Annotated in this window: 24 protein-coding genes; 13 read left to right on the forward strand and 11 right to left on the reverse strand. The window is 54.4% G+C overall.

The window, feature by feature from the left end:
• The 5 genes from pgaC to H7U06_RS05510 all read left to right on the forward strand — a co-directional run bounded on the left by pgaC (nucleotide 1) and on the right by H7U06_RS05510 (nucleotide 4,490).
• Nucleotides 1-1,326, forward strand: coding sequence for a poly-beta-1,6-N-acetyl-D-glucosamine synthase (pgaC, locus tag H7U06_RS05490; RefSeq protein WP_175625144.1), 1,326 nt, complete (start codon nucleotides 1-3; stop codon nucleotides 1,324-1,326).
• Nucleotides 1,319-1,855, forward strand: a complete 537-nt coding sequence (pgaD, locus tag H7U06_RS05495; protein WP_175625145.1) for a poly-beta-1,6-N-acetyl-D-glucosamine biosynthesis protein PgaD — start codon at nucleotides 1,319-1,321, stop codon at nucleotides 1,853-1,855. Before pgaC ends, pgaD begins: the two co-directional genes overlap by 8 nt.
• 360 nt (nucleotides 1,856-2,215) lie before the next feature.
• Nucleotides 2,216-2,506, forward strand: a complete 291-nt coding sequence (locus H7U06_RS05500) for a DUF3649 domain-containing protein (protein ID WP_175625146.1) — start codon at nucleotides 2,216-2,218, stop codon at nucleotides 2,504-2,506.
• Nucleotides 2,503-4,140: a PepSY domain-containing protein gene (locus H7U06_RS05505; protein ID WP_175625147.1), complete on the forward strand. Its 1,638-nt coding sequence runs from the start codon at nucleotides 2,503-2,505 to the stop codon at nucleotides 4,138-4,140. The genes H7U06_RS05500 and H7U06_RS05505 overlap by 4 nt, the downstream gene beginning before the upstream one ends.
• Nucleotides 4,137-4,490 carry a DUF3325 domain-containing protein gene (locus H7U06_RS05510; protein WP_175625148.1) on the forward strand — a complete coding sequence of 118 codons (354 nt, stop codon included), beginning with the start codon at nucleotides 4,137-4,139 and terminating at the stop codon, nucleotides 4,488-4,490. The genes H7U06_RS05505 and H7U06_RS05510 overlap by 4 nt, the downstream gene beginning before the upstream one ends.
• A 79-nt stretch (nucleotides 4,491-4,569) precedes the next feature.
• On the opposite strand, the gene H7U06_RS05515 is transcribed toward H7U06_RS05510, so the two are convergent.
• Entirely contained in the window at nucleotides 4,570-4,956 is a 387-nt protein-coding gene (locus H7U06_RS05515) for a GFA family protein (RefSeq protein WP_175625149.1), read from the reverse strand.
• A gap of 318 nt (nucleotides 4,957-5,274) precedes the next feature.
• Here H7U06_RS05515 and H7U06_RS05520 point away from each other — a divergent pair, with 318 nt between their 5' ends.
• Nucleotides 5,275-6,177 carry a sensor domain-containing diguanylate cyclase gene (locus H7U06_RS05520; RefSeq protein ID WP_175625150.1) on the forward strand — a complete coding sequence of 301 codons (903 nt, stop codon included), beginning with the start codon at nucleotides 5,275-5,277 and terminating at the stop codon, nucleotides 6,175-6,177.
• Between the two features lie 13 nt (nucleotides 6,178-6,190).
• On the opposite strand, the gene H7U06_RS05525 is transcribed toward H7U06_RS05520, so the two are convergent.
• Nucleotides 6,191-6,634 carry a GNAT family N-acetyltransferase gene (locus tag H7U06_RS05525; RefSeq protein WP_175625151.1) on the reverse strand — a complete coding sequence of 148 codons (444 nt, stop codon included), beginning with the start codon at nucleotides 6,632-6,634 and terminating at the stop codon, nucleotides 6,191-6,193.
• Nucleotides 6,635-7,011: 377 nt separating this feature from the next.
• Between H7U06_RS05525 and H7U06_RS05530 the strand changes: the two genes are divergently transcribed.
• Nucleotides 7,012-8,403, forward strand: coding sequence for a DUF1254 domain-containing protein (locus H7U06_RS05530; RefSeq protein ID WP_175625152.1), 1,392 nt, complete (start codon nucleotides 7,012-7,014; stop codon nucleotides 8,401-8,403).
• A gap of 137 nt (nucleotides 8,404-8,540) precedes the next feature.
• Here the strand turns inward: H7U06_RS05530 and H7U06_RS05535 are convergent, their stop codons facing one another.
• From H7U06_RS05535 to H7U06_RS05555, 5 genes are all read right to left on the reverse strand, one after another.
• Nucleotides 8,541-10,022: a DUF1254 domain-containing protein gene (locus H7U06_RS05535; RefSeq protein ID WP_175625153.1), complete on the reverse strand. Its 1,482-nt coding sequence runs from the start codon at nucleotides 10,020-10,022 to the stop codon at nucleotides 8,541-8,543.
• A gap of 221 nt (nucleotides 10,023-10,243) precedes the next feature.
• The gene (locus H7U06_RS05540) at nucleotides 10,244-10,765 is read right to left on the reverse strand and encodes a hypothetical protein (RefSeq protein ID WP_254873131.1); all 522 of its coding nucleotides are present in this window, start codon (nucleotides 10,763-10,765) and stop codon (nucleotides 10,244-10,246) included.
• 16 nt (nucleotides 10,766-10,781) lie between these two features.
• Nucleotides 10,782-11,783, reverse strand: a complete 1,002-nt coding sequence (locus H7U06_RS05545) for an MBL fold metallo-hydrolase (protein WP_254873132.1) — start codon at nucleotides 11,781-11,783, stop codon at nucleotides 10,782-10,784.
• Nucleotides 11,784-11,895: 112 nt separating this feature from the next.
• Complete coding sequence (parC, locus tag H7U06_RS05550) at nucleotides 11,896-14,208, reverse strand: DNA topoisomerase IV subunit A (RefSeq protein WP_175625155.1); 2,313 nt, start codon at nucleotides 14,206-14,208, stop codon at nucleotides 11,896-11,898.
• A gap of 49 nt (nucleotides 14,209-14,257) precedes the next feature.
• Nucleotides 14,258-16,243, reverse strand: a complete 1,986-nt coding sequence (locus tag H7U06_RS05555; protein WP_175625156.1) for a DNA topoisomerase IV subunit B — start codon at nucleotides 16,241-16,243, stop codon at nucleotides 14,258-14,260.
• 243 nt (nucleotides 16,244-16,486) lie between these two features.
• Between H7U06_RS05555 and H7U06_RS05560 the strand changes: the two genes are divergently transcribed.
• Nucleotides 16,487-17,443 carry a PleD family two-component system response regulator gene (locus H7U06_RS05560; RefSeq protein WP_254873133.1) on the forward strand — a complete coding sequence of 319 codons (957 nt, stop codon included), beginning with the start codon at nucleotides 16,487-16,489 and terminating at the stop codon, nucleotides 17,441-17,443.
• A gap of 12 nt (nucleotides 17,444-17,455) precedes the next feature.
• Here H7U06_RS05560 and H7U06_RS05565 read toward each other — a convergent pair whose 3' ends face one another.
• Complete coding sequence (locus tag H7U06_RS05565) at nucleotides 17,456-18,625, reverse strand: VWA domain-containing protein (protein ID WP_175625157.1); 1,170 nt, start codon at nucleotides 18,623-18,625, stop codon at nucleotides 17,456-17,458.
• 11 nt (nucleotides 18,626-18,636) lie between these two features.
• Nucleotides 18,637-19,491 carry a MoxR family ATPase gene (locus H7U06_RS05570; RefSeq protein ID WP_124573396.1) on the reverse strand — a complete coding sequence of 285 codons (855 nt, stop codon included), beginning with the start codon at nucleotides 19,489-19,491 and terminating at the stop codon, nucleotides 18,637-18,639.
• Nucleotides 19,492-19,635: 144 nt separating this feature from the next.
• Between H7U06_RS05570 and H7U06_RS05575 the strand changes: the two genes are divergently transcribed.
• The 3 genes from H7U06_RS05575 to H7U06_RS05585 all read left to right on the forward strand — a co-directional run bounded on the left by H7U06_RS05575 (nucleotide 19,636) and on the right by H7U06_RS05585 (nucleotide 22,602).
• Entirely contained in the window at nucleotides 19,636-21,744 is a 2,109-nt protein-coding gene (locus tag H7U06_RS05575; RefSeq protein ID WP_254873134.1) for a site-specific recombinase, read from the forward strand.
• 171 nt (nucleotides 21,745-21,915) lie between these two features.
• Entirely contained in the window at nucleotides 21,916-22,236 is a 321-nt protein-coding gene (locus H7U06_RS05580; RefSeq protein ID WP_175625159.1) for a cytochrome c, read from the forward strand.
• 12 nt (nucleotides 22,237-22,248) lie between these two features.
• Nucleotides 22,249-22,602: a cytochrome c gene (locus H7U06_RS05585; protein WP_175625160.1), complete on the forward strand. Its 354-nt coding sequence runs from the start codon at nucleotides 22,249-22,251 to the stop codon at nucleotides 22,600-22,602.
• A gap of 60 nt (nucleotides 22,603-22,662) precedes the next feature.
• Here H7U06_RS05585 and H7U06_RS05590 read toward each other — a convergent pair whose 3' ends face one another.
• Both H7U06_RS05590 and H7U06_RS05595 read right to left on the reverse strand, forming a co-directional pair.
• Nucleotides 22,663-23,349, reverse strand: coding sequence for a GntR family transcriptional regulator (locus tag H7U06_RS05590; RefSeq protein ID WP_175625161.1), 687 nt, complete (start codon nucleotides 23,347-23,349; stop codon nucleotides 22,663-22,665).
• Between the two features lie 79 nt (nucleotides 23,350-23,428).
• A complete protein-coding gene (locus tag H7U06_RS05595) occupies nucleotides 23,429-24,709 on the reverse strand; it encodes a C4-dicarboxylate transporter DctA (protein WP_175625162.1) in 1,281 nt (426 codons plus the stop codon).
• A gap of 148 nt (nucleotides 24,710-24,857) precedes the next feature.
• On the opposite strand from H7U06_RS05595, the gene H7U06_RS05600 reads away from it, so the two are divergent.
• Both H7U06_RS05600 and H7U06_RS05605 read left to right on the forward strand, forming a co-directional pair.
• The gene (locus H7U06_RS05600) at nucleotides 24,858-26,114 is read left to right on the forward strand and encodes an allantoate amidohydrolase (RefSeq protein ID WP_175625163.1); all 1,257 of its coding nucleotides are present in this window, start codon (nucleotides 24,858-24,860) and stop codon (nucleotides 26,112-26,114) included.
• Nucleotides 26,115-26,146: 32 nt separating this feature from the next.
• Nucleotides 26,147-26,366, forward strand: a 220-nt coding sequence (locus tag H7U06_RS05605) for an aromatic amino acid lyase (protein ID WP_175625164.1), incomplete at its 3' end; no start/stop codon positions are given.

Genomic DNA, 26,366 nt, shown 5'->3' on the forward strand with positions numbered 1-26,366 from the left:
ATGACTTTTGAAAACGTCCTCTTCGGTTTTACTTTTTACTACCCTTTGTTCATGGCGTATGTCTGGATCATTGGTGGTATTACGTACTACCTGCGTTATGAGAGGACTAGCCTGCATGACCAGAATCCACTGACGGAGCTGAAGTCGACGCCGCCGGTTTCTGTGATCGTGCCGTGCTTCAATGAAGGCGACAATATACGTAGCGTGGTCGATGCCCTGTCGCGCCTGAACTATCCGGACTACGAAATCATTTGCGTCAACGATGGCAGCAAGGACAACACCGGTGCCATCCTCGATGAATTGATCGCGACCCATCCGAAGTTGCGTGTCGTGCACCAGGCGCGCAACCAGGGCAAGGCCGTGGCCTTGAATACGGCTGCACTGATCGCCAAGAGTGAATTCCTGATGTGCATAGATGGCGATGCGATCCTTGACCCGGATTCGATCCCTTGGCTGCTCAAGCATTTTGAAACCGGCCCGCGTCTCGGCGCAGTGACCGGCAATCCGCGCATACGCACACGTTCGACTTTGCTCGGACGTTTGCAGGTCGGTGAGTTCTCGTCCATCGTTGGCCTGATCAAACGTACGCAACGTATTTATGGTCGCCTGTTCACTGTCTCCGGCGTGGTCGTGATGTTTCGTCGTCGCGCCTTGCTGGATGTCGGTTTCTGGAGTCCGGAAATGCTGACCGAGGATATCGACATCAGCTGGAAACTGCAGGCGAACCACTGGGATGTACGCTTCGAGCCGCGCGCCTTGTGCTGGATCCTGATGCCGGAAACGGTAAAGGGTTTATGGAAGCAGCGTTTGCGCTGGGCGATGGGTGGCGTGCAGGCGATTTTCAAATACGCCTACATCTTCCGCCACTGGCATTTGCGTCGCCTGTGGCTGGTGTACATCGAGTACAACCTGTCAGTCTTGTGGGCTTACACCATGGTGACGGTGCTGGTGCTGTATATCCTCAGTCTGTTCATTTACATACCGCCGCTGTGGCGCGTAGAGATATTCCCGAGCTGGCACGGCGTGCTGATCGGCACCACCTGTTTGTTGCAGGTCTTGGTTGGCATGATCCTGGACCGGCATTACGACAAAAAAGTGTATCGCCATTACTTCTGGATGATTTGGTATCCGGTTTTTTATTGGATGCTGAATATGTGTACCACCGTCTGGTCGGTGCCTAAAGTTCTGTTTCGCAAGAGCGGACGGCGCGCGGTCTGGGTCAGCCCGGATCGTGGTGTCGGCTCGGCCGACGGCGTGCACGTGAAAGCATTGCCGCCGACCAGCAATGAACCTGTACCACAGCCGCATCGAGGCAATCATGACTAGCGACCTGCAAGAGCAAACCAATCCGCTCATCCTTAATAAACCACATCTGGTGGCGCCGTTGACCAAAGTTGTCAGCGCCTTGATCACTGTTGTGTTCTGGGGTTTCTTTGTGTACCTGTGGTGGCCGCTGATTACTCTGGTGGCAGGGATGCTGGGTTACCACACGATCAATGAGCTGACCTATGCGGCCGACATGCTCAATGTGCGCCACCTGACGATTTCTTATGCGCTGATCGTAATGGCGTTGTCTGGTTCATTATTGTTGTGGGCTGCGGTCGAGTATTTCCGCTTCCGTAACCTGAACCGTCGGCGCTGGCCGAATGCGGTAGTAGTGGCAGATCTGGCTACCTATTCCAGCCTGCCGGAATCCGACTTGCAGCAATTGCAAAGCGAACGTCGCATGGTTGCGCATCATGATGACCATGGTGGCGTGATGCAGTTTGACGGCGCGCAGCAGGAGAAGGCTGCTGCGGGCGGCAAAACCGTGGACTTTGCGCTTCACGCACGGTTGCTGGGTCATCCGACCTGATCCTGTCTGTTCTCGCGAGCTAACATCTTCCTTTTCACCTGAGGGCGTTTGCAACGCGTCTCTCTATCCGGTTCTTACTGTTTTCCCCTCATATTTACCCGCCTGCCTGCACTGGCTGGGCGGGCAGAGCGTGTCTGGATGAGCTTTTGACACTTGTCAAAAATCAATAAAAATTCACATCCATGTACTTTATATCTGTTAATGATAATCATTATCGATTAAAATAAGCGCGTTTCGGCGGGCATCCATAAGATGCCGCGATTGTTGCTTCCACCAATACGGTCGCCCGCGACAAGCAGACAGGCATCAAGGAAGTCGCGCCAGCTCGGTCGCGCATTCAACTCAAGTGATTTCAAGCAGATGAAACTGAACCAGGAATTGCACTACCGCTTAGGAGTTGCATCACGTGCCATAGCCGCCATCCTTGGCGGCTATGTTGTGACGGCGCTCGCCACCGCCTTGCTGGCGGTCATCCTGCCTATGGTGCGGATTGATGCCGTGCTGACGGCTACCTTGTTATCTTTTACCGTCTATACCTGTGCAGTGCTGTGGGTGTTTGCTGCACGTAGTGCATTCCGCGCCTGGATAGGCATCGTGTTACCAGCCGCTATCCTGGGATTGGGTTTGCTGGCGCAACGGAGTTTCGCATGAAAGAAGGATTCCGCCAGTCGATGGCATGGCTGCACACCTGGTCAGGTTTGCTGGTTTGCTGGGTGTTGTTCCTGGTGTTTTTCGCCGGAACCGCTTCGTATTTTCGTGATGAGATCAGCCTGTGGATGAAACCGGAGCTGCACGTAGCGGCCGCGACGCCGGTACCTGCTGTGCAAGCAGTAGACAACGCCATACGCATGCTGGAAAAAGAAGGTGCCGGTGCATCGCGCTGGTTTATTACTTTGCCGGACGATCGCAACCAGGCTTTGGGCGTAACGTGGATCGCGCAACCTGAACCAGGTAAAAAGGGCAGGGGCAAACTCGAGCGGGCGCAATTGAATCCTGCGACGGGTGAGCGCCTGGCTGAAGTGCGCGAAACACGCGGTGGTGAATTCATCTATCGTCTGCACTACGATTTGCATTACATGCCTGCGATCTGGGCGCGCTGGATAGTCGGTTTCTGCGCGATGTTCATGTTGGTTGCGATCGTCAGCGGGGTGATTACGCACAAGCGTATTTTCAAAGACTTCTTCACCTTCCGTCCGAAGAAAGGCCAGCGTTCGTGGTTGGATGCGCATAACGCCGTAGCAGTACTGGCGCTGCCGTATCACCTGATGATTACTTATACGGGTCTGGTCACGCTGATGTTTCTGTACATGCCGTTCGGCATACAGTCCGCATACAAGGGCGATGAAAAAGCCTTTAACGCGGAAGCTTTCCGCCAGGCCGAGAACAAGAAGCCTGCAAAGATTGCAGCACCGCTGGCACCACTGGCGCCTATGTTGCTGCAAGCAGAGAAACAATGGAACGGTGGTCCGGTAGGACGTGTGACTATCAACAATCCGGGCGATGCGAATGCCACCATCCAGATCACGCGTGAGAAGGAGCACAAGCTGTCGAGTACACGTCAGTCCATGCAGTTTGATGGTGTGAGCGGTGCTTACATTTCCTCTATCGGTGATGAAACAAGTACTGCGGTTGAAGCACGCGGCGTGCTCTATGGTTTGCATATCGCGAACTTCGCGAATCCTTTGCTGCGTACCTTATTTTTCCTGTGCGGCCTGGCAGGCTGCGCGATGGTCGCGACCGGTGCCTTGCTGTGGGCCGTCAAGAAGCGACAAGGTTATGCCAAGGAACTGGCCAAGGGTGGACGCATCGGTTTTGGCCTGCGTCTGGTCGATGGCCTGAACATAGGCGCGATTGCCGGTTTGCCGATTGCAATGGCAGCGTACTTCTGGGCCAATCGCTTGCTGGCGGTTGGAATGGAAAAGCGCATAGAAACTGAAATCGCCTGGTTCTTTATTGCATGGGGTACCGCTGCCGTCCTGGCACACATACGCCCGAATCGCCGCATGTGGCAATGGCAGCTGACGGCAGGTGGCTTGTTGTTTGCACTGATCCCGGTGCTGAATGTATTCACCACCAACTCACATCTGGGCGTGACCCTGCTGCAAGGTAAAGGTCCATGGGCGGTCGCCGGTTTTGATTTGTTTGCGCTCGGCTTTGGCTTGTGCCTGATCTATGCGGCCAAGCGTCTGGGGCAGAAGAAAGCAGTGGCCAAGGCCAAAGTGGTCGAAAAGCCGGTAGAGAAAAACAGAAGCGAGACTGATAGCTCGCTGCAGGAGGCAGTATGAGCGGATTCGGATTCATAGCAGCACTGGCGTTGGCATATGGTGGCTGGACTGCGCTCAGCCTGGGTATGGACAGGCATTACGCCGACATCCATGGTCGTGGCAAAGAACCGCAACAGAGCGAGCGCAATCTGTATCGCATGCTGGGCACACTAGCCTTGCTGGCTACGTATGCGATCAGCGTCAAGCTGCAAGGCTGGACGGTAGGTTCGGTACTCTGCCTCGGTACCATGACAGCAGGCGCTTTGTTATTGGTCATGTTGTTGACATATGCACCGCAACGCACCGTCTTCGCTGGCAAGCTGGCCATCGGGCTTGCGATCTTGCTGGGTGCGGTGTGGTTGTTTAACTAGCGCTGTTGTTTGCATCCCACCTACGCTAACGGCCGCATTTGCGGCCGTTAGCATTTCTGAATGAGAAAAATTTCTCGTTTCAGACAGCCTTTGTTATCGTCCACCAGGCTGGGCATGCATCCACATATGAATGCGATACCGGTCGCAGTTCAGATAAATCACTGTCATCAAAACTTCCAGTCACCAAAGCGACCATGGGTGCATCATCGACCGCACCTAGCGTGCTGCCACAACGTGGACAAAAGGAACGACTCGAGTAATCCGACGAACGAAACAGTGAGGGCATGCCGCCGGTACCTGTCCACTCTACGACGTCTTTGGGAAACTCGACCCAGCATAAACTGGGCGCACCCGAATGTCTCTGGCAGTTGTCGCAAGAGCAGCTGTGCGGATTAGCAGCCACACCATGCGCTGTAAAACGGATATGGCCGCAGAGGCAGCCGCCTGAGTATCGCTTTCCTTCCATAGAAATCTCCTCGTTTTCTGCGAGTCAGCTTTAGCAGATATTAAATGCCTGAGCAGAAGTCGTTTTGTTCCTTTTTGCTCGTAAAGTCGTAAAGCTTGGGCGGAAACGCCTAATCTGTTCGTAGCTTCGGATGCGTTCAAGATAGAGATTGCAGCTGTCCTCAAGGGCAGGGTCAACAACAATATCCGATTTTTTCATGTCTGAATATTTGCGTTCCGTCCGCAGGATACTTGCTCAAAGGGAATGGCATAATTGCATCTCCAGTGCTCATTGCGACGATGGGCTGAACTATCCACTTTTGCTCGGAAGAAGCGCTGCATGATCAATCTTGAACAGATGGACTTAATTCTGGAAGCTTTGCCAGATCCAGCTTTCATCCTTTCCCGCAGTGGAAAATACGTCGCGGTCTTCGGGGGGCGTGATACGCGCTACTACCACGATGGTACCGGCCTTATCGGACTGTACATTTCAGACGTGATCAAGCCTGAGAAAGCAAACTGGTTTCTCCTGCAGATAGCCAGGGCGCTGGAATCACGGAAGCTGGTGGTCGAAGAGTACGAACTGAGCAACCGGGACGTAAAGGGCCTGGACGATGACGGCCCTAAGGAGCCAATCTGGTTTGAAGGGCGCATCCAGGCATTGAGTTTTTTGGTGGACGACGAAGAGGTAGTGCTTTGGGTCGCCAGCAATATCTCCGAGCGCCATACTCTGGAAGGCAAGCTGAGGGAACTTAGCGATACCGATCAGCTAACCGGTCTTTTCAACCGCAGAAAACTCGAACATGACCTGACGCTGCACTACGAGTCATGGCTGCGGTATTCAATCCCGACGTCCATCATTATGTTTGATCTGGACAACCTCAAAAAAATCAACGACACCAACGGGCATCATGCGGGGGATGAAATCATCCAGGTGGTGGCTAACATCTGTCGTACGACGATACGGAAAGCCGATACCGCATGCCGTTTTGGTGGTGATGAGTTTGTCGTTGCGCTACCCAATACCGGACATGAGCAGGCTATGCAGTTTGCGCAGCGTTTGCATGAGCGTATCCGGCAAGAACTCAGCCATTTTTCAGTGGAAGGCACTTTCGTCACGGCGAGCATAGGTGTGACGACGATGCTGACAACAGATCGATCGTATGAGGACACACTTAAACGGGCAGATCGTGCGTTGTATGAAGCTAAAAGCTTGGGTAAGGACAGGATCGTTTTGGCTTGATGTCCGGGAGCGCTCATCGCAGGTGTTTTACGTGACTTACCGTGTCGCCTGTCACAAGCTGGTAACCAAGACGGCAATAGAAATTGCTTGCATCTGTCGTATCAGTGAACAATTGCAGGGTATCGAAGCATTCCGTGGCGTGCTTTTCAATTTCTGTCATCAATAGTCGGCCTATACCTCCCCGACGTTCATCTGGATGCACATATAAACGGCGGATTCTGCCTAGGCGGCGATCAGAAATGGACGATTCAACATTAATGCCGCCAATGGCAATTAAATCCTCATTCCGCCTGATCACATAAAGTGCTTCCCCGGGCTGGTCAAAGCAGTTTATGCCTGCGCTGTAGTCCTGCACCAGGCGATTCAGAAAGCGAAACCCTTCCGATGTGGCTGGTTGTAGGAGCGCATCAATGTCATCGGGAAGCTGTGTAACACGGGATGTTTTCAGCTGACTCATTACGTTTTTGTCGTGCCAGTTTTTCGTCGTGTTTCAATTTTAAATTTGACGGGAATTAAAAGAAAGCCACTTCATGAATAAGGCGAAGGTCTATTGGACCAAGTATGTCTTCAAGCATATTGAATTTTATTTTTGATAAAAATATTCGTTTCTTACAGGCTGTTTCGTCTATGCATTTTATGCGATACCAAAGTTCTGTGTAGTTGGCTTAATGTCCGCTATCTGGCCGATAGCGGAAGTCTTCCCATGACTCAAAGCTGACACTGATGCCCCTTGGGGCAAGGTCGGCCACACCTTTGGACGATAGATTGTTCGATTTCTCCAGCGCATGCTACCTCCCTGTTTAGGTAAGTAGTCTTGCTATCAAGGAGAACGTAATGATTCGATATGCATCAGCATTTCTCATTGGGCTTGTTTCCCTGTCCAGTGCCGTGTCGGCTTTTGCTGCCCAGGATGCCTTGGTCAATACGCCAGCTTCCCCCGAAGTTGTCGCCAAAGGACTTGAGACAGATGGCTATCAACTAGCGATCTCTGCTTACACATGGGGCTATCCTCTGGTTCGCATGGAACAAGTCTCGCGTGATTACACCAACGTTCCCGCCAACAAACCTGCAACCAGTTATCGCGCACCGCTCAACCAGATAGGCTGGGCCACAGAACTGGCTACGCCTGAAGCCAAGGACATGCCAACCGCTAATAACGACACTTACTACATGAGCGCGGTAGTCGACCTTAACCAACCTTATTTGTTTACGGTGCCGGACACACATGACCGCTATTACGTCGTCAATGTCTTCAATATGTACCAGGAACTGGAGCACTATATTGGTCGACGCACGACGGGTACCAAGCCAGGTCGCTATGTCATCGTTCCACCTGGCTGGAAAGGCACGCTGCCGAGTGGAGCCAAGCGACTGGATGTAACGACGAATAAAGTCTGGTTGTGGGGACGTCTGCGTATCGCACAAGGTGAACCGGTCGCGCCAGTGCTGGCCTTGCAGAAGCAGTTCAAATTGACACCATTGGACGCATCCAAAGTGCAGCGCACATCACTGCCTGCCTTGCCTGCTGCTAACGATGAGCTGGGCTTCCTTACCCTGTTAAGTAATGCACTCAAAAGTAATCCGGTTAAACAGGCGGACACGGGGCTCTTTGCCCAATACGCACGTATTGGACTCACACAGAAAGGTTTCGACCCGGGCAAGATGAGCCCTGAGATGCGCAAGGGAGTTGCGCGTGGCCTGGCCGATGCGCCGACCGTCGCTGTCGCCTCACTCGCGAGTACTGCGACGAAACGTAACGGTTGGGATTGGGTCACCGGTCTCGACAGCTTTGGCTATAACTATCCATTGCGCGCAGTTGTTGCAGCCGCCTATCTGGGCGGCAATGGCGAGCGTGAGGCTATGTATCCGATTCGGTATACCGATGCGGACGGCGCAACACTCAATGGAAAAAATCATTACGAATTGAAATTTGATAGCGCACCACCAGTGGGCGCGTTTTGGTCACTGACCATGTACAACGCCGGTGACAAGATGCTGGTACCCAACGAATTGGCGCGTTACAAGATTGGTTCGGACACGGCAGGCCTGAAGAAAAATGCCAATGGTTCGTTTACCTTGCAAGTACAGCACGCTGCGCCTGCCGATAAAGCGAACTGGCTGCCTGCGCCGGATGGAGATTTCTATGTGATTTTACGGATGTATCAACCCAACGACGACATCCTGAGCGGGAAATGGAAGATTCCTCAAGTGACAAAGACCAGGTAAGTCCGAAGCATATCGCTCACTTTGCTAAGTGGAATCGTATTTTGAACTGTGGCAGCTTTCGACGCAAATCAATAACTTCGTGACATCGTCAAGAGCTGCCCCAGGCAACACAGTTCAGAGCGAGAAAGAGCCCGGTCTTAGCTTACAACTTCAAAGTCCGGCATCTTGAAAATCTTCTTGTTCATGGCTTCAGTCGGACCGTAGAAACGCATGGCTGGCATAGGCCGCTTACCTGACGTCGGGATCCAGTTGTTTTCCAGACCGACCGGCGCTTGAGGACCGACGTAGATGGTCACGCTGCCATCTGCGTTCTTCTTCATCTTGTCTACGTCATAGGATGAAAGCGTGGTGCGATTGCTTGCGCTATAGATGAAGGACATGGTCATGCGGTCATACACTGTCAGCGCCCAGAACTGCTTGACCGGCATATTGGCTGGTACATCGACCTTATAGGTCTTCCCGGCCTCGAGTAATTTCCCGTTCTTGTCGGCCAGCGCCATCATGTATTGCGTTGCCGGTGTGTCGCTCAGCATCTTCGGCATATAGGTACACCAGAAGTATTCAGCGGCCCGTTCGGTGAGATCAATATCGTTGTCGTAGATGAAGGTGAAGGTGCGGTTCGCATCGGTCTGCAGCAACGAGACATAGTGGCGGTCGGGCCAATAAACACGCTTGACCATTTCGGTATCGAACCACCAGTGCATGTAGTACCAGGCGTCGATGGCCGCCTGACGCATAGCGCGCTTTGCAACGTCGTCGGGCGCAAACGGCTTACCTTTCTCGATACCCAAAGATTTCAGCATGCCCATCATGACCTTGTCATGTTCCCGCACAGGCTCCACGCTCATGATCGCGTGCATGTCCTCGAAATGCCGCTCATCGTAGAAAGGCAGCGTTGGGTAACGCCTGTTCGAAGGATCGACAAACTTCTGCTGGGGCGGATTCTTGGCTTCTGCCAGGTAGTACATCTTCAGCTTCTGCGCATATTGGAAAGCATCTTCAATTGTTTTTCCGGGTCCTCGTACGGACCGAAAAGCAAAGGCAATGCGATAGTTGGGCGAGGGCACGTGGAGGTAACCTTTCGGTACCTTGCCCTTGAAGCCGGGCGGGGTGAACAGATACTTGCCACCCTTGCCTTTATCCAGGCCCGACGGTCCCACATCGGCAATGGTGAGTTGCCATGCATCGACCACCTGCCCGTAAAGGCTGCCATCGGGGCTGGAAACCGGCACCTCCAGCACGACCGGCCCCTTGCTCAAATCGGTGTAAGCCGCGATATAGGGCGTGGAGCTGTTTGCGGTGATAGCTTCTAGTCGTGGCGTCGCCGTGTTCGAGTAGGTGATGATGTCGTTGTCCTTCATTCCCAACTCATCGAAGGCCGCGCGCCGGAAAGAGTAGATCGCAATGGCGGGCATATTCCAGAGTACCGCTTCGAATGCACGTTGATACTTCACTTGATAGTCGAAGTCTTTGACGGAGGGGCCTGTGCCGGCGGGTGGATGCCCGCCCAGCGGCTCAGCGCCAGCTTGCGCAAAGGCGGGGCTGGCTTTCATCAAGCTTAACAAAGGAGTTGCGCAGGCAACTGCGCTGGCGAGGGTAACGAATGCTCTGCGTTTCATGATTTTCCTTTAGCAAGCGGGGGGGCGACGATGAAGGAGGCATGAGCGGGGATCTCGTAGCCCATCATGTAGAAGTTGTCGCGACTTGGATCAGCCGATGTCATCACGCATGATGACATCGGCTGCTCTTTTGGCCATTTCGTATCCATAAATTGAATAAGAAACGCTAGCTTTTCAGTATGGAAATATCGTGTCAATTGCACTTTAGTGCATCAATCGCTTTAGCTTCCTGAATAAACCACATGGTTAGGCATTAGCCGTATTGTTATTTTTTTGATGCTGGTGAGATTGGCTGCTGACTGCCCGGCGGTATCTATGTAATTGGAAAAACTATAGACAGCGATGGCATCTTTATGGCGTTTCGGCAGCGCTACATTGACGATAGATCCCGGTGGGACTTGCAAGGAGACGAAATCGATGTCGTTCGCCAGCCCGCTAATCAAAGCGTTTTTCTTTTCGAACCATGCACCAGCCGTAGTCGGTAGTAGAGCGATAGAGCCGCTGTCGTATACGAATACGATGTCGATTGCCGTCGCAGTATTTTGATGGGCACCGTTTTCTGCAACGATCTGGATGCTGTCGATAGCTGTTTTCGGCGATGTGCTGCATCCCGCAAGTATCGACAGGAATACCAATAATGAAATCAGATATGCACGCATGATTGAGTGAGGAACGGCTTTTACTATTTTGGAGCGAAGGATTGTTATTAATCCAGAGTAGGCATTCTCATCGCTTACATTCACCAATTAAATACACGCATCAAAACCGCACCATCTCCCCATGCTCCAGCGCCACAAAATCCGCCGCCGGTATATGCGCTTTCTTCAGCTCTTCCGCCAAAGCCCTGGGCGGTTCATCCAGCGCTTCATCTGTCAGTTCAAACGTGCCCCAGTGTATGCCGATAGAACGTTGGGCGTGTACATTCTGATGGATTTTCACGGCTTCGCCCGGATCGACGTGTTGCGCGCGCATGAACCAGCGCGGTGCGTAAGCACCTATCGGTAGTAGCGCCAGATCGAACGGCGCAAAGCGTTTGCCTATGTCTTCAAAATCTTTGGAGAAGCCGGTATCGCCGGCAAAGAAGAATGATTTTGCTGGCTTTGCATCAGCCGCCGTCGTGACCGCCCAGCCACCCCACAAGGTCTGGAAGCGGTCGTTCAGTGTACGTGCCGACCAGTGCTGGACCGGCACGAAGTTGAAGGCGAGGCCACCCAGGTCGGTCTTGTCCCACCAACCCAGTTCCTGCACGTTGGTGATGCCTATGTCTGCCATCCATTGCTTGATACCCAACGGCACGAGGAATAAGGGCGCGCCACCTGCTTGCTGGTTCAGCTTGAGGACGGTGTCTTTGTCCAGATGGTCGTAGTGATTGTGCGAGATGAGGACGACGTCTATGTGCGGCAGTTGCGCATAGGCTAGCGCGGGTGGCACTTTGCGTTGTGGACCCATGAAGGTGAATGGTGATGCACGTTCCGACCAGATCGGGTCGGTGAGTATGTTGAGGCCGCGCATTTGTACCAGCACGGTGGCGTGGCCTATCCAGGTGGCGGTTGAGATTTCTTTGTTCGCCTGCAGCCAGGCTGCATCTGCCTTGACGATGGGGAAGTGATAGCCGTTGGCGGGTGGTTTGGGCAAACCTTGTGTCAGACGCTCCCATTGCCATTTCAGGAAGGAACCGCCGATGTCGCCTTGCAGGTAGTTGTTTTTGTAGAGCGGTGGTGGCGGGCTGATGTAGGCGTGGTAACAGCCGTAACTGGCCATGAGGAGGGAGGCCAGTAAGGCCCATCGAAGACGGCGGCGCGTCTTCGATGGTGGCGTCTGGGCAGATGAAACTGATGGGGATGGTTCCGTACTGCTCATGACTATGCTTTACCTATTTTTTCGGGCTGAGCGTGGTCGCTTTGATTTTGGATTCCAGCATCTTGCCTTTGCGTGCACGTTTGCCGATGTGGATGCCGAGGCCGGATGCAGACAAGTCTACTTCCTGTGCCTTGCCGCCACGTCCTGCGCCAGTGACGATGACGCCGCGCTGGCTGATCGGTTGTGCTGCCAGCAGTTTTTCTTTCGGCTCCAGATCCATCAGGATCACGCCGCGGCCACCTGCGGTGAGTGATTTGATTTCATCAATGCCGAATACCAGCAGGCGTCCTTTTTCCGACAGGCAGGCAATCGCGCTGGCGCCTTCGATTACAGGACGTGGTGGCAATGGTTCATCACCGTCGTCCAGTGTGATGAAGGCTTTGCCGCCGCGGGTGCGGCTGACCATGTCGCCGGATTTGGCGGTGAAGCCGTAACCTGCAGTCGATGCCAGCAGCAGCGTGACATCAGCAGGGCCCGCGAAGTAATGCAGGATGCGGGTGCCGCTCGCCAGTTCAACCAGTGTGGTGATAGGTACGCCATCGCCGCGCGCGCCTGGCAGGGCAGAGACCGGAACCGAGTAGATACGACCATTCGAGCCGAAGACCAGTAGTGAGTCCACGGTGCGACATTCGAAGGTGTCGTACAGCGTGTCGCCCGCCTTGAAGGTGAACTGTGCAGCATCGTGGCCGTGGCCGGTACGTGCACGGACCCAGCCTTTTTGCGAAATGACGACTGTTACTGGCTCATCGATGACTTTGGTTTCGACCGATGCTTTTTCTGCCACTTCGATCAGGGTGCGACGTGCGTCACCAAACTGTTTCTCGTCCGCTTCGATTTCCTTGATGACCAGGCGTTTCATCGACGATGGATTGTCGAGCAGGTCTTGCAAGGTGGTTTTTTCGTTGCGCAGTTCGGCCAGTTCTTGCTGGATCTTGATGGTTTCCAGTCGTGCCAATTGACGCAGGCGGATTTCCAGGATGTCGTCAGCCTGGCGTTCCGACAGGCGGAAGGCGTCCATCAGTGCCGGTTTCGGTTCGTCCGATTCGCGAATGATTTTGATGACTTTATCGATATTCAGCAGGATGGCTTCGCGGCCTTCGAGGATATGGATACGGTCGTCAACTTTTTGCAGGCGGAATTGGGTACGACGGGTGATCGTGGTGAAGCGGAAGTCTATCCATTCACGCAGGATGTCGCCCAGCGATTTCTGACGCGGACGGCCATCGCCACCTATCATCACCAGATTGATGGAGACGCTGGTTTCCAGCGAGGTGTGCGCGAGCAACAGGTTGGTGAATTCGGTCTGGTCGAGGTTCTTCGATTTCGGTTCGAAAACCAGGCGCACCGGTGCATCACGGCCGGATTCATCGCGTACCGCATCCAGCATCGAGAGCACGGTTTGCTTGAGTGCCAGTTGTTCCGGCGACAGCGATTTCTTGCCGAGCTTGATCTTTGGATTGGTCAGCTCTTCGATTTCTTCCAGTACTTTTTGTGCTGATGTGCCGTGCGGCAGTTCGGTCACGACTGCTTGCCACTGGCCGCGCGCCATGTCTTCTATTTTCCAGGTCGCACGTACTTTGACGCTGCCGCGACCGCTGGAATAAATGTCGCTGATCGCGGTTGGTGAGGTGATGATCTGACCGCCGCCGGGGAAGTCGGGTCCCGGTACGATAGCCATTAATTCTTCGTGCGTCAGTTTCGGGTTGCGTATCAGTGCAACCGCTGCTTTCGCAACTTCATGCAGGTTGTGCGACGGGATTTCGGTCGCCATACCGACGGCAATACCAGATGCACCATTCAGCAAGACGAAGGGCAGGCGGCTAGGCAGCAGCTTGGGTTCGTCGGTCGAGCCGTCGTAGTTGGGTTGGAAGTCCACCGTGCCCATGTCGATTTCATCGAGCAGCAGCTTGGAGATCGGTGTCAGGCGTGCTTCGGTGTAACGCATCGCAGCGGCACCGTCGCCATCGCGCGAACCGAAGTTGCCCTGGCCGTCGATCAGTGGATAGCGCAAGGAGAAGTCCTGCGCCATGCGTACCAGCGCATCGTAGACCGATTGATCACCGTGCGGATGCAACTTACCGAGTACATCACCGACCACTGCGGCCGATTTACGCGGTTTGGCAGCAGAGTTCAGTCCCAGTTCATTCATCGCAAACAGGATGCGGCGCTGTACCGGTTTCTGGCCGTCGCAGACATCCGGCAAGGCACGACCCTTGACGACGGAGATGGCGTAATCCAGGTAGGCGCGTTCGGCGAAGGTGGCCAGTGTCAGCGCTTCCTCGTCATCGGCAGGTGCTGGGTCAAAGAGATTGGCTTGATCAGTCATTGTTGTTCTGAAAAATTATTCGATGTAGGTGAGGGCGTACAGGCGTCTATCAGATATCGGCTTCGGCTTCATTGCCGTGCTCTTCTATCCAGGTGCGGCGTGCAGCAGCTTCGCCTTTGCCCATCAACATATTGAAACGCGATTCGGAGGTACTCAGGTCGAACTCGCCGAGTGCAACCGGCAACAGGCGACGGGTGTCCGGATTCATGGTGGTTTCCCACAACTGTTCGGCATTCATTTCACCCAGGCCCTTGAAGCGCGAAATGCTCCACGCGCCGTCCTTGACGCCATCCTTGCGCAGTTTGTCTTCGATCGCTTCCAGTTCGCCATTGTCCAGTGCATAGATTTTTTGCACAGGCTTCTTGCCGCGTGCAGGTGCGTCTACACGGTACAGCGGTGGACGAGCGATACAGATATGACCGCGATCGATGAGTTGCGGGAAGTGTTTGAAGAACAGTGTCAGCAGCAGGACCTGGATGTGCGAGCCATCGACGTCCGCATCGGACAGGATGCAAATGCGACCGTAGCGCAGGTTGCTGAGGTCGACGTTATCGTTAGGGCCGTGCGGATCGACGCCTATCGCGACGGCGATATCGTGGATTTCATTGTTTGCGTACAGGCGGTCACGTTCGGTTTCCCACGAGTTGAGTACCTTGCCGCGCAGCGGCAGGATGGCCTGGAATTCCTTGTCGCGGCCCATCTTGGCCGAACCACCTGCTGAGTCACCTTCGACTAGGAACAGTTCATTGCGCGAGATGTCGCTGGATTCGCAATCGGTCAGCTTGCCCGGCAGGACGGCGACGCCCGATGATTTTTTCTTTTCGACTTTTTGTGCCGAGCGCAGGCGCGATTGCGCTTGCTTGATAACCAGCTCGGCCAGTTTCTTGCCGTAATCGACGTGCTGGTTGAGCCACAGTTCGAGTGCGGGGCGGGTGAATGATGCGACCAGTCGCACTGCGTCACGCGAGTTGAGGCGTTCCTTGATCTGGCCCTGGAACTGTGGGTCGAGTACTTTGGCCGACAACACAAAGGAAACACGTGCAAACACGTCTTCCGGCAGCAGCTTCACGCCTTTCGGCAGCAGCGAATGCATTTCAACGAAGCTTTTCACCGCGCCAAACAAGCCTTCACGCAAACCGGATTCATGCGTACCGCCGTTCGAGGTCGGGATCAGGTTGACGTAGGATTCGCGCACTACTGCCCCATCCTCGGTCCAGGCCACGACCCAGGCTGCGCCTTCACCTTCAGCAAAACCTTCGGCGTCGGCACTGGCGTATTGCTCACCTTCAAACAATGGGATCAGGGTGTCTGCGTTGGACGCCTGTGCCAGTGATTCGGTGAGATAGCCGCGCAGACCCTGGTCGTATTGCCAGGTTTGCGTTTCGCCGTTCTTGGCATTGACCAGTGTGACTTTGACGCCCGGCAGCAGTACCGCCTTGGAGCGCAACAGGCGTTGCAGCTCGGCTTGTGGGATGACGGAAGAGTCGAAGTATTTCGCATCCGGCCAGGCGGTGACGCGCGTACCGCTGCGTTTTTCATCGCGGGCGATAGGGCGGGATTTCAGTGGTTCGACCACGTCGCCACCGGCAAACACCAGGTTGTGCACGCCGTTTTCGCGCCATACGGTAATTTCGAGGCGGGTCGAGAGTGCGTTCGTGACCGAAACACCGACACCATGCAAACCGCCGGAGAAGGCGTAAGCACCACCCGAACCCTTGTCGAATTTGCCGCCGGCATGCAGACGGGTGAAGACAATCTCCACGGTCGGGACTTTTTCTTCCGGGTGCAGGCCGACCGGAATACCGCGACCGTCGTCTTCGACGCTGACGCTGCCGTCAGTATTCAGTGTGACGAGGATGTTCTTGCAATAACCACCCAGTGCTTCATCGGAGGCATTGTCTATGACTTCCTGAATGATGTGCAGCGGGTTCTCGGTACGTGTGTACATGCCGGGACGCTGCTTGACCGGTTCAAGGCCTTTGAGAACACGGATGGATGATTCGCTATAGTCTGCAGAGGATTTTTTAGTGGCCATTCAATCGAATACTGGTAAGGGTGCTGGAATTAGGGTGCTAATTGCAAAACAGCATGAAATAGCGAAGTGTCTGCATTCTAATGAAAAAAGGCAATCCCCATCGCTTTCCATTTCCGTGATGCCGGCATCAACACTGGATTGTGCCCAATTGTTAAATATGGTTATTTCCGTACGGCAATTGTGGCGTTTTTTTTGTAAAAGCGTTCAAATATATCTGTTTTGACAAATTGCCGACGAAATCGTGTGCTTGTCGGTACTACGCATCCGGACCAGATGGGTGCGCCATCAGATTTTATCAATGCATGCGTGTTGCATGGTAGTGGATTACCCGGCTCTGCGCCTCAGCAGCGCATCCTCAACAACAAGCAGATGTCAGCTAACAGTATTCCTTTTGCGGTCCGCCTGATCGGTTTCAAACCACAGGAGGTCGAGATTTTCGATGCCACTTTTGCCCTGGACCAAGGCAAGGGGTACGGCTATATCCGTCTGTCGGAAGACAATCTGCAAGATCCCGATTTATATATCGCCAATGCCGAGGAGTTGAAGGCATTGGTGGCTTTGTCCGATTTGCGCCCCAGCGACGTGCGCCCGGCCTTGCTGGTAGGGACTACCAGCATTCCTTTGCCTTATCCCAGCGTGGAGCGGCCGATACGCTGGCATCGCCTGTTCGATGCGCTCGATAAGTTAATAGAGAAGCGCGCCGATGCGCTGTCACGTCTCGAGGCATCCGACGTGGTGGCGGTGCCGGAGCGCAGGCGGCGTGACCGCGTTGATATTGATCTGACTGATCCAGCCGAGTACCAGCGCATGCGTACCGAGTTACCGCATGGCGGCGCAGTATTGGTCATCGATAAAACACCCGCCTTCCGCGATTACATCGCCGAGCTGCTGTTGCGTAACAAGACCGAAGTCTTGTGGGCCAGCAGTGAGGCTGAAGCGGAAGGTGCTTGCGCGCGTCAACGCGTGGCAGTAGTGGTAATCAATACTTCTATGCAGGAAATCAATCCTTATCGCCTGTGCCAGACAGTGAAGGCGATACGTCCGGCCGACCGTACCTCGGTCATGTTCCTGGTCAGTAAAAGCAGCGGCTACGATGCCGAGCAGGCGCGTCAGGCCGGTTCAGATGGTTATCTGACCAAGCCGGTAGCGGCACATCACTTCATCAGCGCGCTCAAGAAATTCATGCATTTGCCGCGCTAAGGGCGACAACCGTCATTTGCTGAGCATGCGCATCCCGCGTTCCAGACCCTCAAGGGTCAGCGGATACATGCGGTTGTCCATCTGGCGACGGATGATGGCAATGGACTGGCGATATTCCCAGATGTGTTCCGGTTCAGGATTGAGCCAGATGTAGTTGGGGAAGGCTTTGGTAAAACGCTGCAGCCATTCGGCTCCGGCTTCTTCATTGTGATAATCGACGGCGCCGCCAACCTGCAATATTTCATACGGGCTCATGGTCGCGTCACCAACGAAGATAACTTTGGTATCCGGTGTGTACTTGCGCAGTACATCCCAGGTGGCGAAACGTTCGGTGCGCTTGCGTTGATTGTTGCGCCACAGCTGATCGTAGACGCAATTATGGAAGTAGTAAAACTCCATATTCTTGAACTCGGCCCGGGCCGCCGAGAATAATTCCTCGGTGCGCTGGATGTGATCATCCATGGAGCCGCCTACATCCAGCAGCATCAATACCTTGATATTGTTTTTGCGCTCCGGCTGCATCTTGATATCGAGATAGCCGGCATTGTTGGCGGTGGCACGTACGGTATCGTCCAGTGAAAATTCATCGTGCGCACCTTGCCGTGCAAATTTGCGCAGGCGACGCAAGGCGACCTTTACATTGCGTGTGCCGATTTCGCGCGATGCATCGTAATCGCGGTAGGTGCGTTGCTCCCAGACTTTGACCGCAGTGCGGTTGCGACTTTCGCCGCCGATGCGTATACCTTCCGGGTTGGTACCGCTATTGCCGAATGGCGAGGTGCCGCCGGTGCCTATCCACTTGTTGCCGCCTTCGTGGCGTTCTTTCTGTTCCTTCAGCAATTGCTGCAGGCGTTCCTGCAATTTGTCGTAGCCGAATTTTTGCAGTGCTGCCAGATCTTCCGGCGATAGTTTGCGCGCAGCATTCTTCAGCAGCCAGTCGAGCGGGATCGCAGCATTTTCTTCAAAGGCAGTACTGATGCCTTTGAAGTAGAGACCGAAGGCGCGATCGAATTTATCGAAATTCGATTCATCTTTCACCAGCGTTAGACGCGCCAGATAATAAAAATCATCGAAGGAGAGGCTGATCACGTCTTTTTCCAATGCTTCGAGCAGCACCAGGAATTCCTTGATGGATACAGGAATTTTGGCGTCTTTCAGCGTGAAGAAAAAATCGATCAGCACAAACGTATTCCTCAGCGATTGGTGCGCGACATGAAGACCAGACGCTCGAACAGATTGATGTCCTGTTCATTCTTCAGCAAAGCACCATGCAGCGGCGGCACGATGGTTTTATCGTCCTGGCTGCGTAATGCTTCCGGCGGGATGTCTTCCGCCAGCAAGAGTTTGAGCCAGTCCAGCAATTCGGAGGTCGACGGTTTTTTCTTCAGGCCGCTGACTTCGCGTATCTGGTAAAACACTTCGAGTGCCTTGGCCAGCAGTTCGCGCTTCAGGTTGGGGAAGTGCACGGCGACAATTTGCTCCATCGTGTCGCGGTCCGGAAACTTGATGTAATGGAAGAAGCAGCGGCGCAAAAAGGCGTCCGGCAGTTCCTTTTCGTTATTCGATGTAATAATGACGAGTGGTCGGTGCTTGGCTTTGACCATTTCACGTGTTTCGTACACATAGAATTCCATGCGATCGAGTTCGCGCAGCAAGTCGTTGGGAAACTCGATATCTGCTTTGTCGATTTCATCAATCAGCAGTACCACTTGTTGGTCCGCGGCGAATGCCTGCCACAGTACGCCTTTGACGATGTAATTGCCGATGACCTTGACGCGCTCATCGCCGAGCTGCGAATCACGCAGGCGCGATACCGCATCGTACTCATACAGGCCTTGCTGGGCTTTTGTGGTGGATTTGATATGCCATTGCAGCAGCGGCATGCCGAGGGCGGCAGCGACTTCTTCTGCCAGCATGGTTTTGCCGGTACCTGGCTCACCCTTGATCAAGAGCGGACGTTGCAAGGTCAGCGCGGCATTGACGGCCAGCTTGAGGTCGCCGGTGGTGACATAGCTCTGGGAACCTTCGAAGCGTGTTTCTTGTCGCATGGCGGTGTCATTAAAATGAAAAGAAATCGGAGTATAAGCGAGAAGGCTGGCTATATACACAGCGGCGATAATGGCTGTTACGCTTCAGCATAGCTTCTCCTTACAATAAATATAATGAAAATCTCTTTCCTTAGAATCTTCGCAGTGTGGCGCAGATTCCGTACCGGTGCTTTGCAACATCACGCTGACAATGCGCGCTACCTGCAGCAGTTCGAAGCACTGGCGCGGCGTGCTGATCCGAATGCGTCGTGGCAAATGCGTGCCAACTGGATGATAGACCTGGCCGACTGGATACGCCGCGAACCCAAGGTGTCCTTGCTGGACGAAGCCGAGTGGAGCCGTATCAAGAGCCTGCGCATACGCTATATGCTGGACTGGCTGGATGAAAATCGCGATGTGCGCCAGATTGTGCAAGCGACCCTGCGCAAGACTTTGCGTGAAGCAACCGGCCCCGAATTGTTTTCTGCCACCGGCTTGCCGCGTGAATCGGCATTCTTCTCGGAACTGTCGGAGCGGGTGGTCAAGCACATACTGCCGCCGCCACTGAACCAGCATGATTTGTCGACCCTGTTCACCGCGATGTTCCCGGATGAATCGGATGCCGACTGGTTGCTGGAACTGGATTCCCAGACCCTGTCGCGCCTGTGGAAGCTGGGTGCAGATGACGGCATTGCGCACGGTTATCGCAAGCAGATCGATGAAGCGATGTTGTATCTGGTGACGATGGTGATCTCCATCGGTATCAGTCCGGCCTTCCGGCAGCGCCTGGAACCGCGCATGCCTTTGCTGGCTACGCCATTCATGGCTTTGCGCCGTGAACTGGAAAACTATCTGGTGACCAGTGAACGCGATGAAGGTGCATTGCGCAGCGTGCGCATGCTGATTGCAGTGTGCCAGGCGCAGACCGATAAGATCTACGCGCATCTGGATGAATACGGTGTGTCGGTCGGCCTCGTGTACAACGTTGAGCGCATGCGCGCACAGTTGACGCGTGTCGCGCGCTTGCTGGATTTGCGTAACACCTCGCACGTGGAAGAGGGCTCGGGGCAGGTGCAGGCTGTGCTGGTCGACCTGATCGTGGCGCACCACCGTCGTTCCTCGATCCGTGAACTGGTCAATCGCAGCTTCTCGCTGCTGGCGCGCAAGATGGTTGAACGCAATGCCAGCCACGGCGAGCATTACATCGCCAGTGATCGCCAGGAATATCGTGCGATGTTGAAAGCCGCCTTGCTCGGTGGTTTTGTCACTGCTTTCACCGCGCTGGCCAAAGTCGGCATTACCGGCCTCGGCCTGGCGCAATTCTTTGAAGGCGCCTTTCTTTCCATCAATTATGCAGTGAGCTTTTTGCTCATCACCGCGATTGGCGGCGTGCTGGCGACCAAGCAACCGGCTGTGACGGCACCGGCGCTGGCAGCGCAGATGGGCGAGCTGGAAACGGTAGAGGGCTTGCGCGAGTTGCTGGCCAAGATTGCGGCCTTGCTGCGCTCACAAGCTGCTGCTGTATTCGGTAATTTGCTGGCGGTTGCACCTGTTATCGTCGCGCTCTCGTTTGCCTTCCTTTACCTGACCGGCAAACCGGTGATGAATGCAGAGAAAGCACATGCCAGCATTGCTTCGTTGTCCTTCATCGGCGTCACACCGTTATTTGCTGCCTTCACCGGCATCTTGCTGTGGATTGCCAGCCTGATTTCCGGCTTTGCGGATAACTGGTTTGCCTTGCGTCGCCTGAAGGAGTCCATCGCACATCATCGTCGCCTGGTACATGCACTGGGTGCGAACCGGGCGCAACGCTGGGCGGAATGGCTGGAGCACAATATCTCCGGTATCGTCGCCAACGTGTCGCTCGCTATCTTGCTCGGCATGGTGCCAGTGATCGCGCATTTCTTTGGCTTGCCGCTGGATGTACGCCACGTAACGCTGTCGACTGCGACGCTGGCGGCGGCGGTGACTACGCTGGGCTGGCACGTGATGGCGACGCCGGAATTCTGGCTGGCTTGCGTCGGTATCGTTGCCATCGGTTTGCTCAACGTCGGTGTGGCATTTGGCTGTGCTCTGACACTGGCATTGCGTGCGCGTGACGTGCCGAAACGGGTGCGTCGCCTGGTTTTTCGTGCCATGTTGCGACGCTTCACCCTGACACCATATATCTTCTTCTGGCCGACCCAGCCGGAGGCGGCAGCCCCTGCCGCAGCGCTTGAAAACGACGTCGAAGAAGACGAAGAACAAGCACCGGCGCGGCCTCGCGACGAGTAAGGGAGTGCTTTGTCGGATACTGTCCACGCTCCGGGAATTGAGCGTGGACGCTCCGATAGTCTTGGGGTAGAATCGAGCGGTTTTGGTGTGGCGAAGTAATAATTTCACTATATAAAAAGCTGTCCGCAGCCACGCCACCCGCAGGTTTCGTCTCACTTACCCATAGCTATCATGAAAAAACTATTTGCGCTTCTCGCGCTCGCGGGTGTGGCTAACATCACTACCGCAGCGGAAATCGTTGGTGACGCTAAGGCGGGTGCCAACAAGGTGTCGATGTGTATCGGATGCCATGGCATCCCGGGATACAAGGCGACGTTTCCTGAGGTATACCAAGTTCCGATGATAGGTGGACAGTCGGATAAATACATTGCAGCAGCCCTGCATGCATATAAAAAGGGTGATCGCAATCATCCTTCGATGCGTGGCATCGCTGAGAGCTTGTCGGATCAGGACATCGCTGACGTTGCTGCGTACTACTCGCAGCAGAAATAAGGGGAGCCACAAATGAAAAAAATCATCTCATTGGCGGTTCTTTCCCTGTCGGCAGTTGTTTCGGTGCATGCATCGGCTGAGAGCAAAATCGATGCGGGCAAGGCAGCCGTCACCAAATTCAATTGCGCATCCTGTCACGGTGCGGATTTCAAAACCCCTATCGATCCTGCCTATCCGATTTTGGCTGGCCAGCATAAGGATTACCTGAAGCACGCACTGGTGTCGTACAAGCGCGGTAACAAGGCATCGAACGGTCGCAGCAATCCGATCATGGAGCCACTGGCCAAGCAGTTGTCGAGCCAGGATATCGAAAACATCGCTGCTTATCTGCACAGCCTGCCGACCAATCTGGTACTGCGCAAGTAAGCATCATCGCTCAATAAAAAAGCCACGCTCTGCGTGGCTTTTTTATTGGCTTGTTTGGGCTTACGACAGCAACTCAGTGACCAGATCCTTTTTCGGATCGTGCTCGGTAGTGAATTGCAGCGCCTGTTCGACGTGGTGCAGGTGGTGCATCATCAGTTCCACCGCTTCTTCTACCTTGCCAGCCTTGGCTGCTGCCACGAAGGCAGAATGCTCCTGCGTCGAGCACATGGCGTCACGTGAAGATTGATACAGCATCGTGATCAACGAACAGCGTCCCGCCAGCTTGACCAGGATGTCGGTCAGGACTTCATTGCCGACCACCTGGGTGAGCAGGATGTGGAAATCGCTGAGCAGAACAGAGCGTATCTGCAAATTGTTTTCTTCTACCGACTGCAACTCCTTGCGCAAATGCTCTTCCAGCATCTCGTAGTCTTTTGCCGTTGCGCGTGCGATGAATTCGCGCACCATCGCGGCTTCCAGGATACGGCGCACGAAGAAGATATCGCGCGTTTCTTCCATCGTGGGTTTGCTGATGAAGGCACCCTTGTCCGGAATCAGGTCGATCAGTTTGTCCTTGGCCAGCATGACCAAAGCCGCACGGATCTTCGTGCGGCTGACTTGATAGGCTCGTGCCAGCGCCTCTTCCCGGAGTTTTGCCCCGGGAGGGAGACGCTGTTCTGCAATGGCTATGGTGATGCTGCGCGCGATTGCTTCAGAGCTGTCAGGAAGTGGTGCAGTCAATGTCATGGAGTGGGCAGGCTTTTCATCGATTTACGTAAGATAACAGAATTGTACTCTCAGTATTTCGTGCTACCCATACGCAATCCTAGGCAGAAATGGTGACTGGAATCTCGCCATTCAGCACTGCCTTGGCGCGTGTCTTGTCGATATCCTTTTCCCATGCTGCGATCACTACCGTTGCCACGCAATTGCCGAGCAGGTTGCCCAGAGCGCGTGCGATACCGACAAACCAGTCGACCGATAACACGAGCACCAGCCCGACGACCGGGATGGCCGGTACTGTCGTCAGCGTTGCTGCCAGGATCACGATGGCTGAGCCAGGAACACCATGTGCACCCTTGGAGGTGATCAGCGAGATTGCGAGGATCAGCAACAAGTCGCTCATCGCGAGATGGGTATTGGTGGCCTGTGCGATGAACACTGCCGCCATCGTCAGGTAGATGGAGAATGCATCCAGATTGAACGAGTAGCCGGTCGGGATCACCAGGCCGACTGTCGATTTCTTGATGCCCATGTGTTCCAGCTTGCGCATGATTTGCGGCAGTACGCTATCGGAAGAAGCGGTAGCCAGGACGATGACCAGTTCTTCACGCAGGTAACGGATGAGCTTGAAGATGCTGAGGCCGGAGGTACGCAAGATCGCACCAAGCACGACGACCACAAAGAAAATCACCGCGCCATAGAACAGCAGCACCAGTATGCCCAGCTGCTTGAGCGAGCCGATGCCGTATTTACCGACGGTGAATGCGATGGCACCAAAGACGCCGAGGGGTGCCAGGCGGATGATGAAGGACATGCATTTAAAGAATGCTTCCGACAAGGAGCTGATCAGGTTCACAGCCGGTTGTCCCTTGTCGCCTATCAGCAGCAGGGCGCAACCGAAGATCATGGAAACCAGCAAGACCTGCAACACGTCACCGGAAGTGAAGGCGCTGACGATGGTGTTTGGAATGAGCTTCATGAAGAAGTCGGCGAAGCTGGTGCCTTTTACCTTGTTGGCGTTTTCGATGTAGCTGCTCATGGCGCTGGCATCGAGGTGTGTGGCGTCTATATTCATGCCAACGCCAGGCTGGAAGACATAGGCCAATACCAGGCCGAGTACCAGTGCGATGGTGGTCACGATTTCAAAGTAAATAATGGCCTTGACGCCGACGCTACCGACTTTCTTCAAGTCGCTGGCCCCGCATATGCCCTGTACCACCACACAGAATACGATGACCGGGATGATCATCTTGATGAGCTTGATAAAGCCGTCGCCCAGCGGTTTCAGGCTTTGCCCGAACTCCGGGTAAATAAAGCCGACAATGATGCCGACTACGAGGGCAACGACGACCTGCCCGAATAAGGATTTAAAGAATCGATTCACCATGGTCTCCTGATGTTGTTTCGAATAAGTAGCGCCGCACGGTATTTGTGTAAATTGATTTGACGTGTTCAGGCAAGGTCACTATATTGTATACAATTCATGAATACAATAAAAATATACAAATTTAGTGGACATATGGAGACATGCGATGAAAGATGCTTCAGAGCAATACCAGCGTTGTGCGCGAGAGGTGATGCAGCGCGCAGATGATTTGGCTGTGCACACCGAAGGTAGCGGTGTATTGACGCGTACATACTTAACTCCGATGCACCATGCAGCTGCGCAACAGCTCAGCGCATGGATGACGGAAGCCGGGATGCAGGTGCGGCGGGATGATGCCGGTAATGTCATCGGCCGTTACGAAGCAGAGGCCGGCAGTCCGCTAGGCGCGCCTGCATTGGTCACCGGTTCTCACTTTGATACCGTGCGCAATGCGGGTAAATATGATGGGAACCTCGGCATACTTTTACCCATTTCATGCATAGCGGCCTGGCATCGCATGGGCAAACGCTTTCCTTTTCCGATAGAAGTGATCGGTTTTGCGGAAGAAGAAGGCGTGCGTTTCAAGGCGACCTTGCTCGGCAGTCGTGCAATCGCAGGTACTTTCGACGGAAAGGTGCTGGCGAATCTGGATGAGCATGGCAGCAGCATGCGTCAGGTCATGCAGGAAGCCGGTTTCAATCCGGATCGCATAGCTGCGGCGGCATGGCGCCCCGAAGCTGTCAGTGCTTTTGTTGAAGTGCATATAGAACAAGGTCCCTTGCTGCTGAATGAAAACCTGGCGGTTGGCGTGGTGACTGCGATCTCAGGTGCCACGCGTTTCATGGCCGAGTTGCAAGGGCTGGCCGGACATGCCGGTACCGTACCCATGCATATGCGGCGTGACGCAGCGATGGCGGCGGCAGAAATCGGTTTGTATATAGAACAGCGTTGCAGTGGCCAGCCGGGTTTGGTCGGCACCATGGGCATTCTTGAAGTGCCGAATGGCGCAGCGAATGTGGTGCCGGGCAGTGCGCGCTTTTCGATCGATATTCGTGCCGAACAGGATGCGGTCAGGATTGCGGCGGTGGAAGATGTGGTGGCTGAAATCCAGCGCATCTGCAGCAAGCGTGATGTGCAGATTGAATTGCGTAAAACGCATGAAGCCAGCAGCGTCGCCTGTGCCGATCAATTGCAGACACAGCTGGCGCAGGCCATTGCATCCAGTGGTTTGCCGGTACGCCATTTACCTTCCGGTGCCGGACATGACGCGATGGCGATAGCAGCGATCGCTGACGTTGCGATGCTGTTTGTCCGTTGCGGTAATGGCGGTATCAGTCATCACCCGGATGAAATCATGACTGAAGAAGACGCAGCAACGGCTGCGCAAGTGTTTACACGTTTCGTTGAAAATTTTGTGGCTTGAGTCCACGGCCCAACATACTGCAGAGGAATTTCATGAACAAGATCACCATCGATGGCTTCACACTGACCGCAGCGCAAGTCCTGGCAGTCGCACGCGCGCCGCACCTGCCGGTAGCACTGGCCGACTCTTCACGTGCCGCACTCAAGGAAAGCCGCGACTACATCGAAGCCACCTGGATGCATGATGAAGCACCGATGATGTACAGCTTCAACACCGGTGTCGGTTTGCTCAAAGATACACGCATCAAGGTCG

The organism is Herminiimonas sp. Marseille-P9896, assembly GCF_903993245.1.
Classification (GTDB): domain Bacteria; phylum Pseudomonadota; class Gammaproteobacteria; order Burkholderiales; family Burkholderiaceae_D; genus Oxalicibacterium; species Oxalicibacterium contaminans.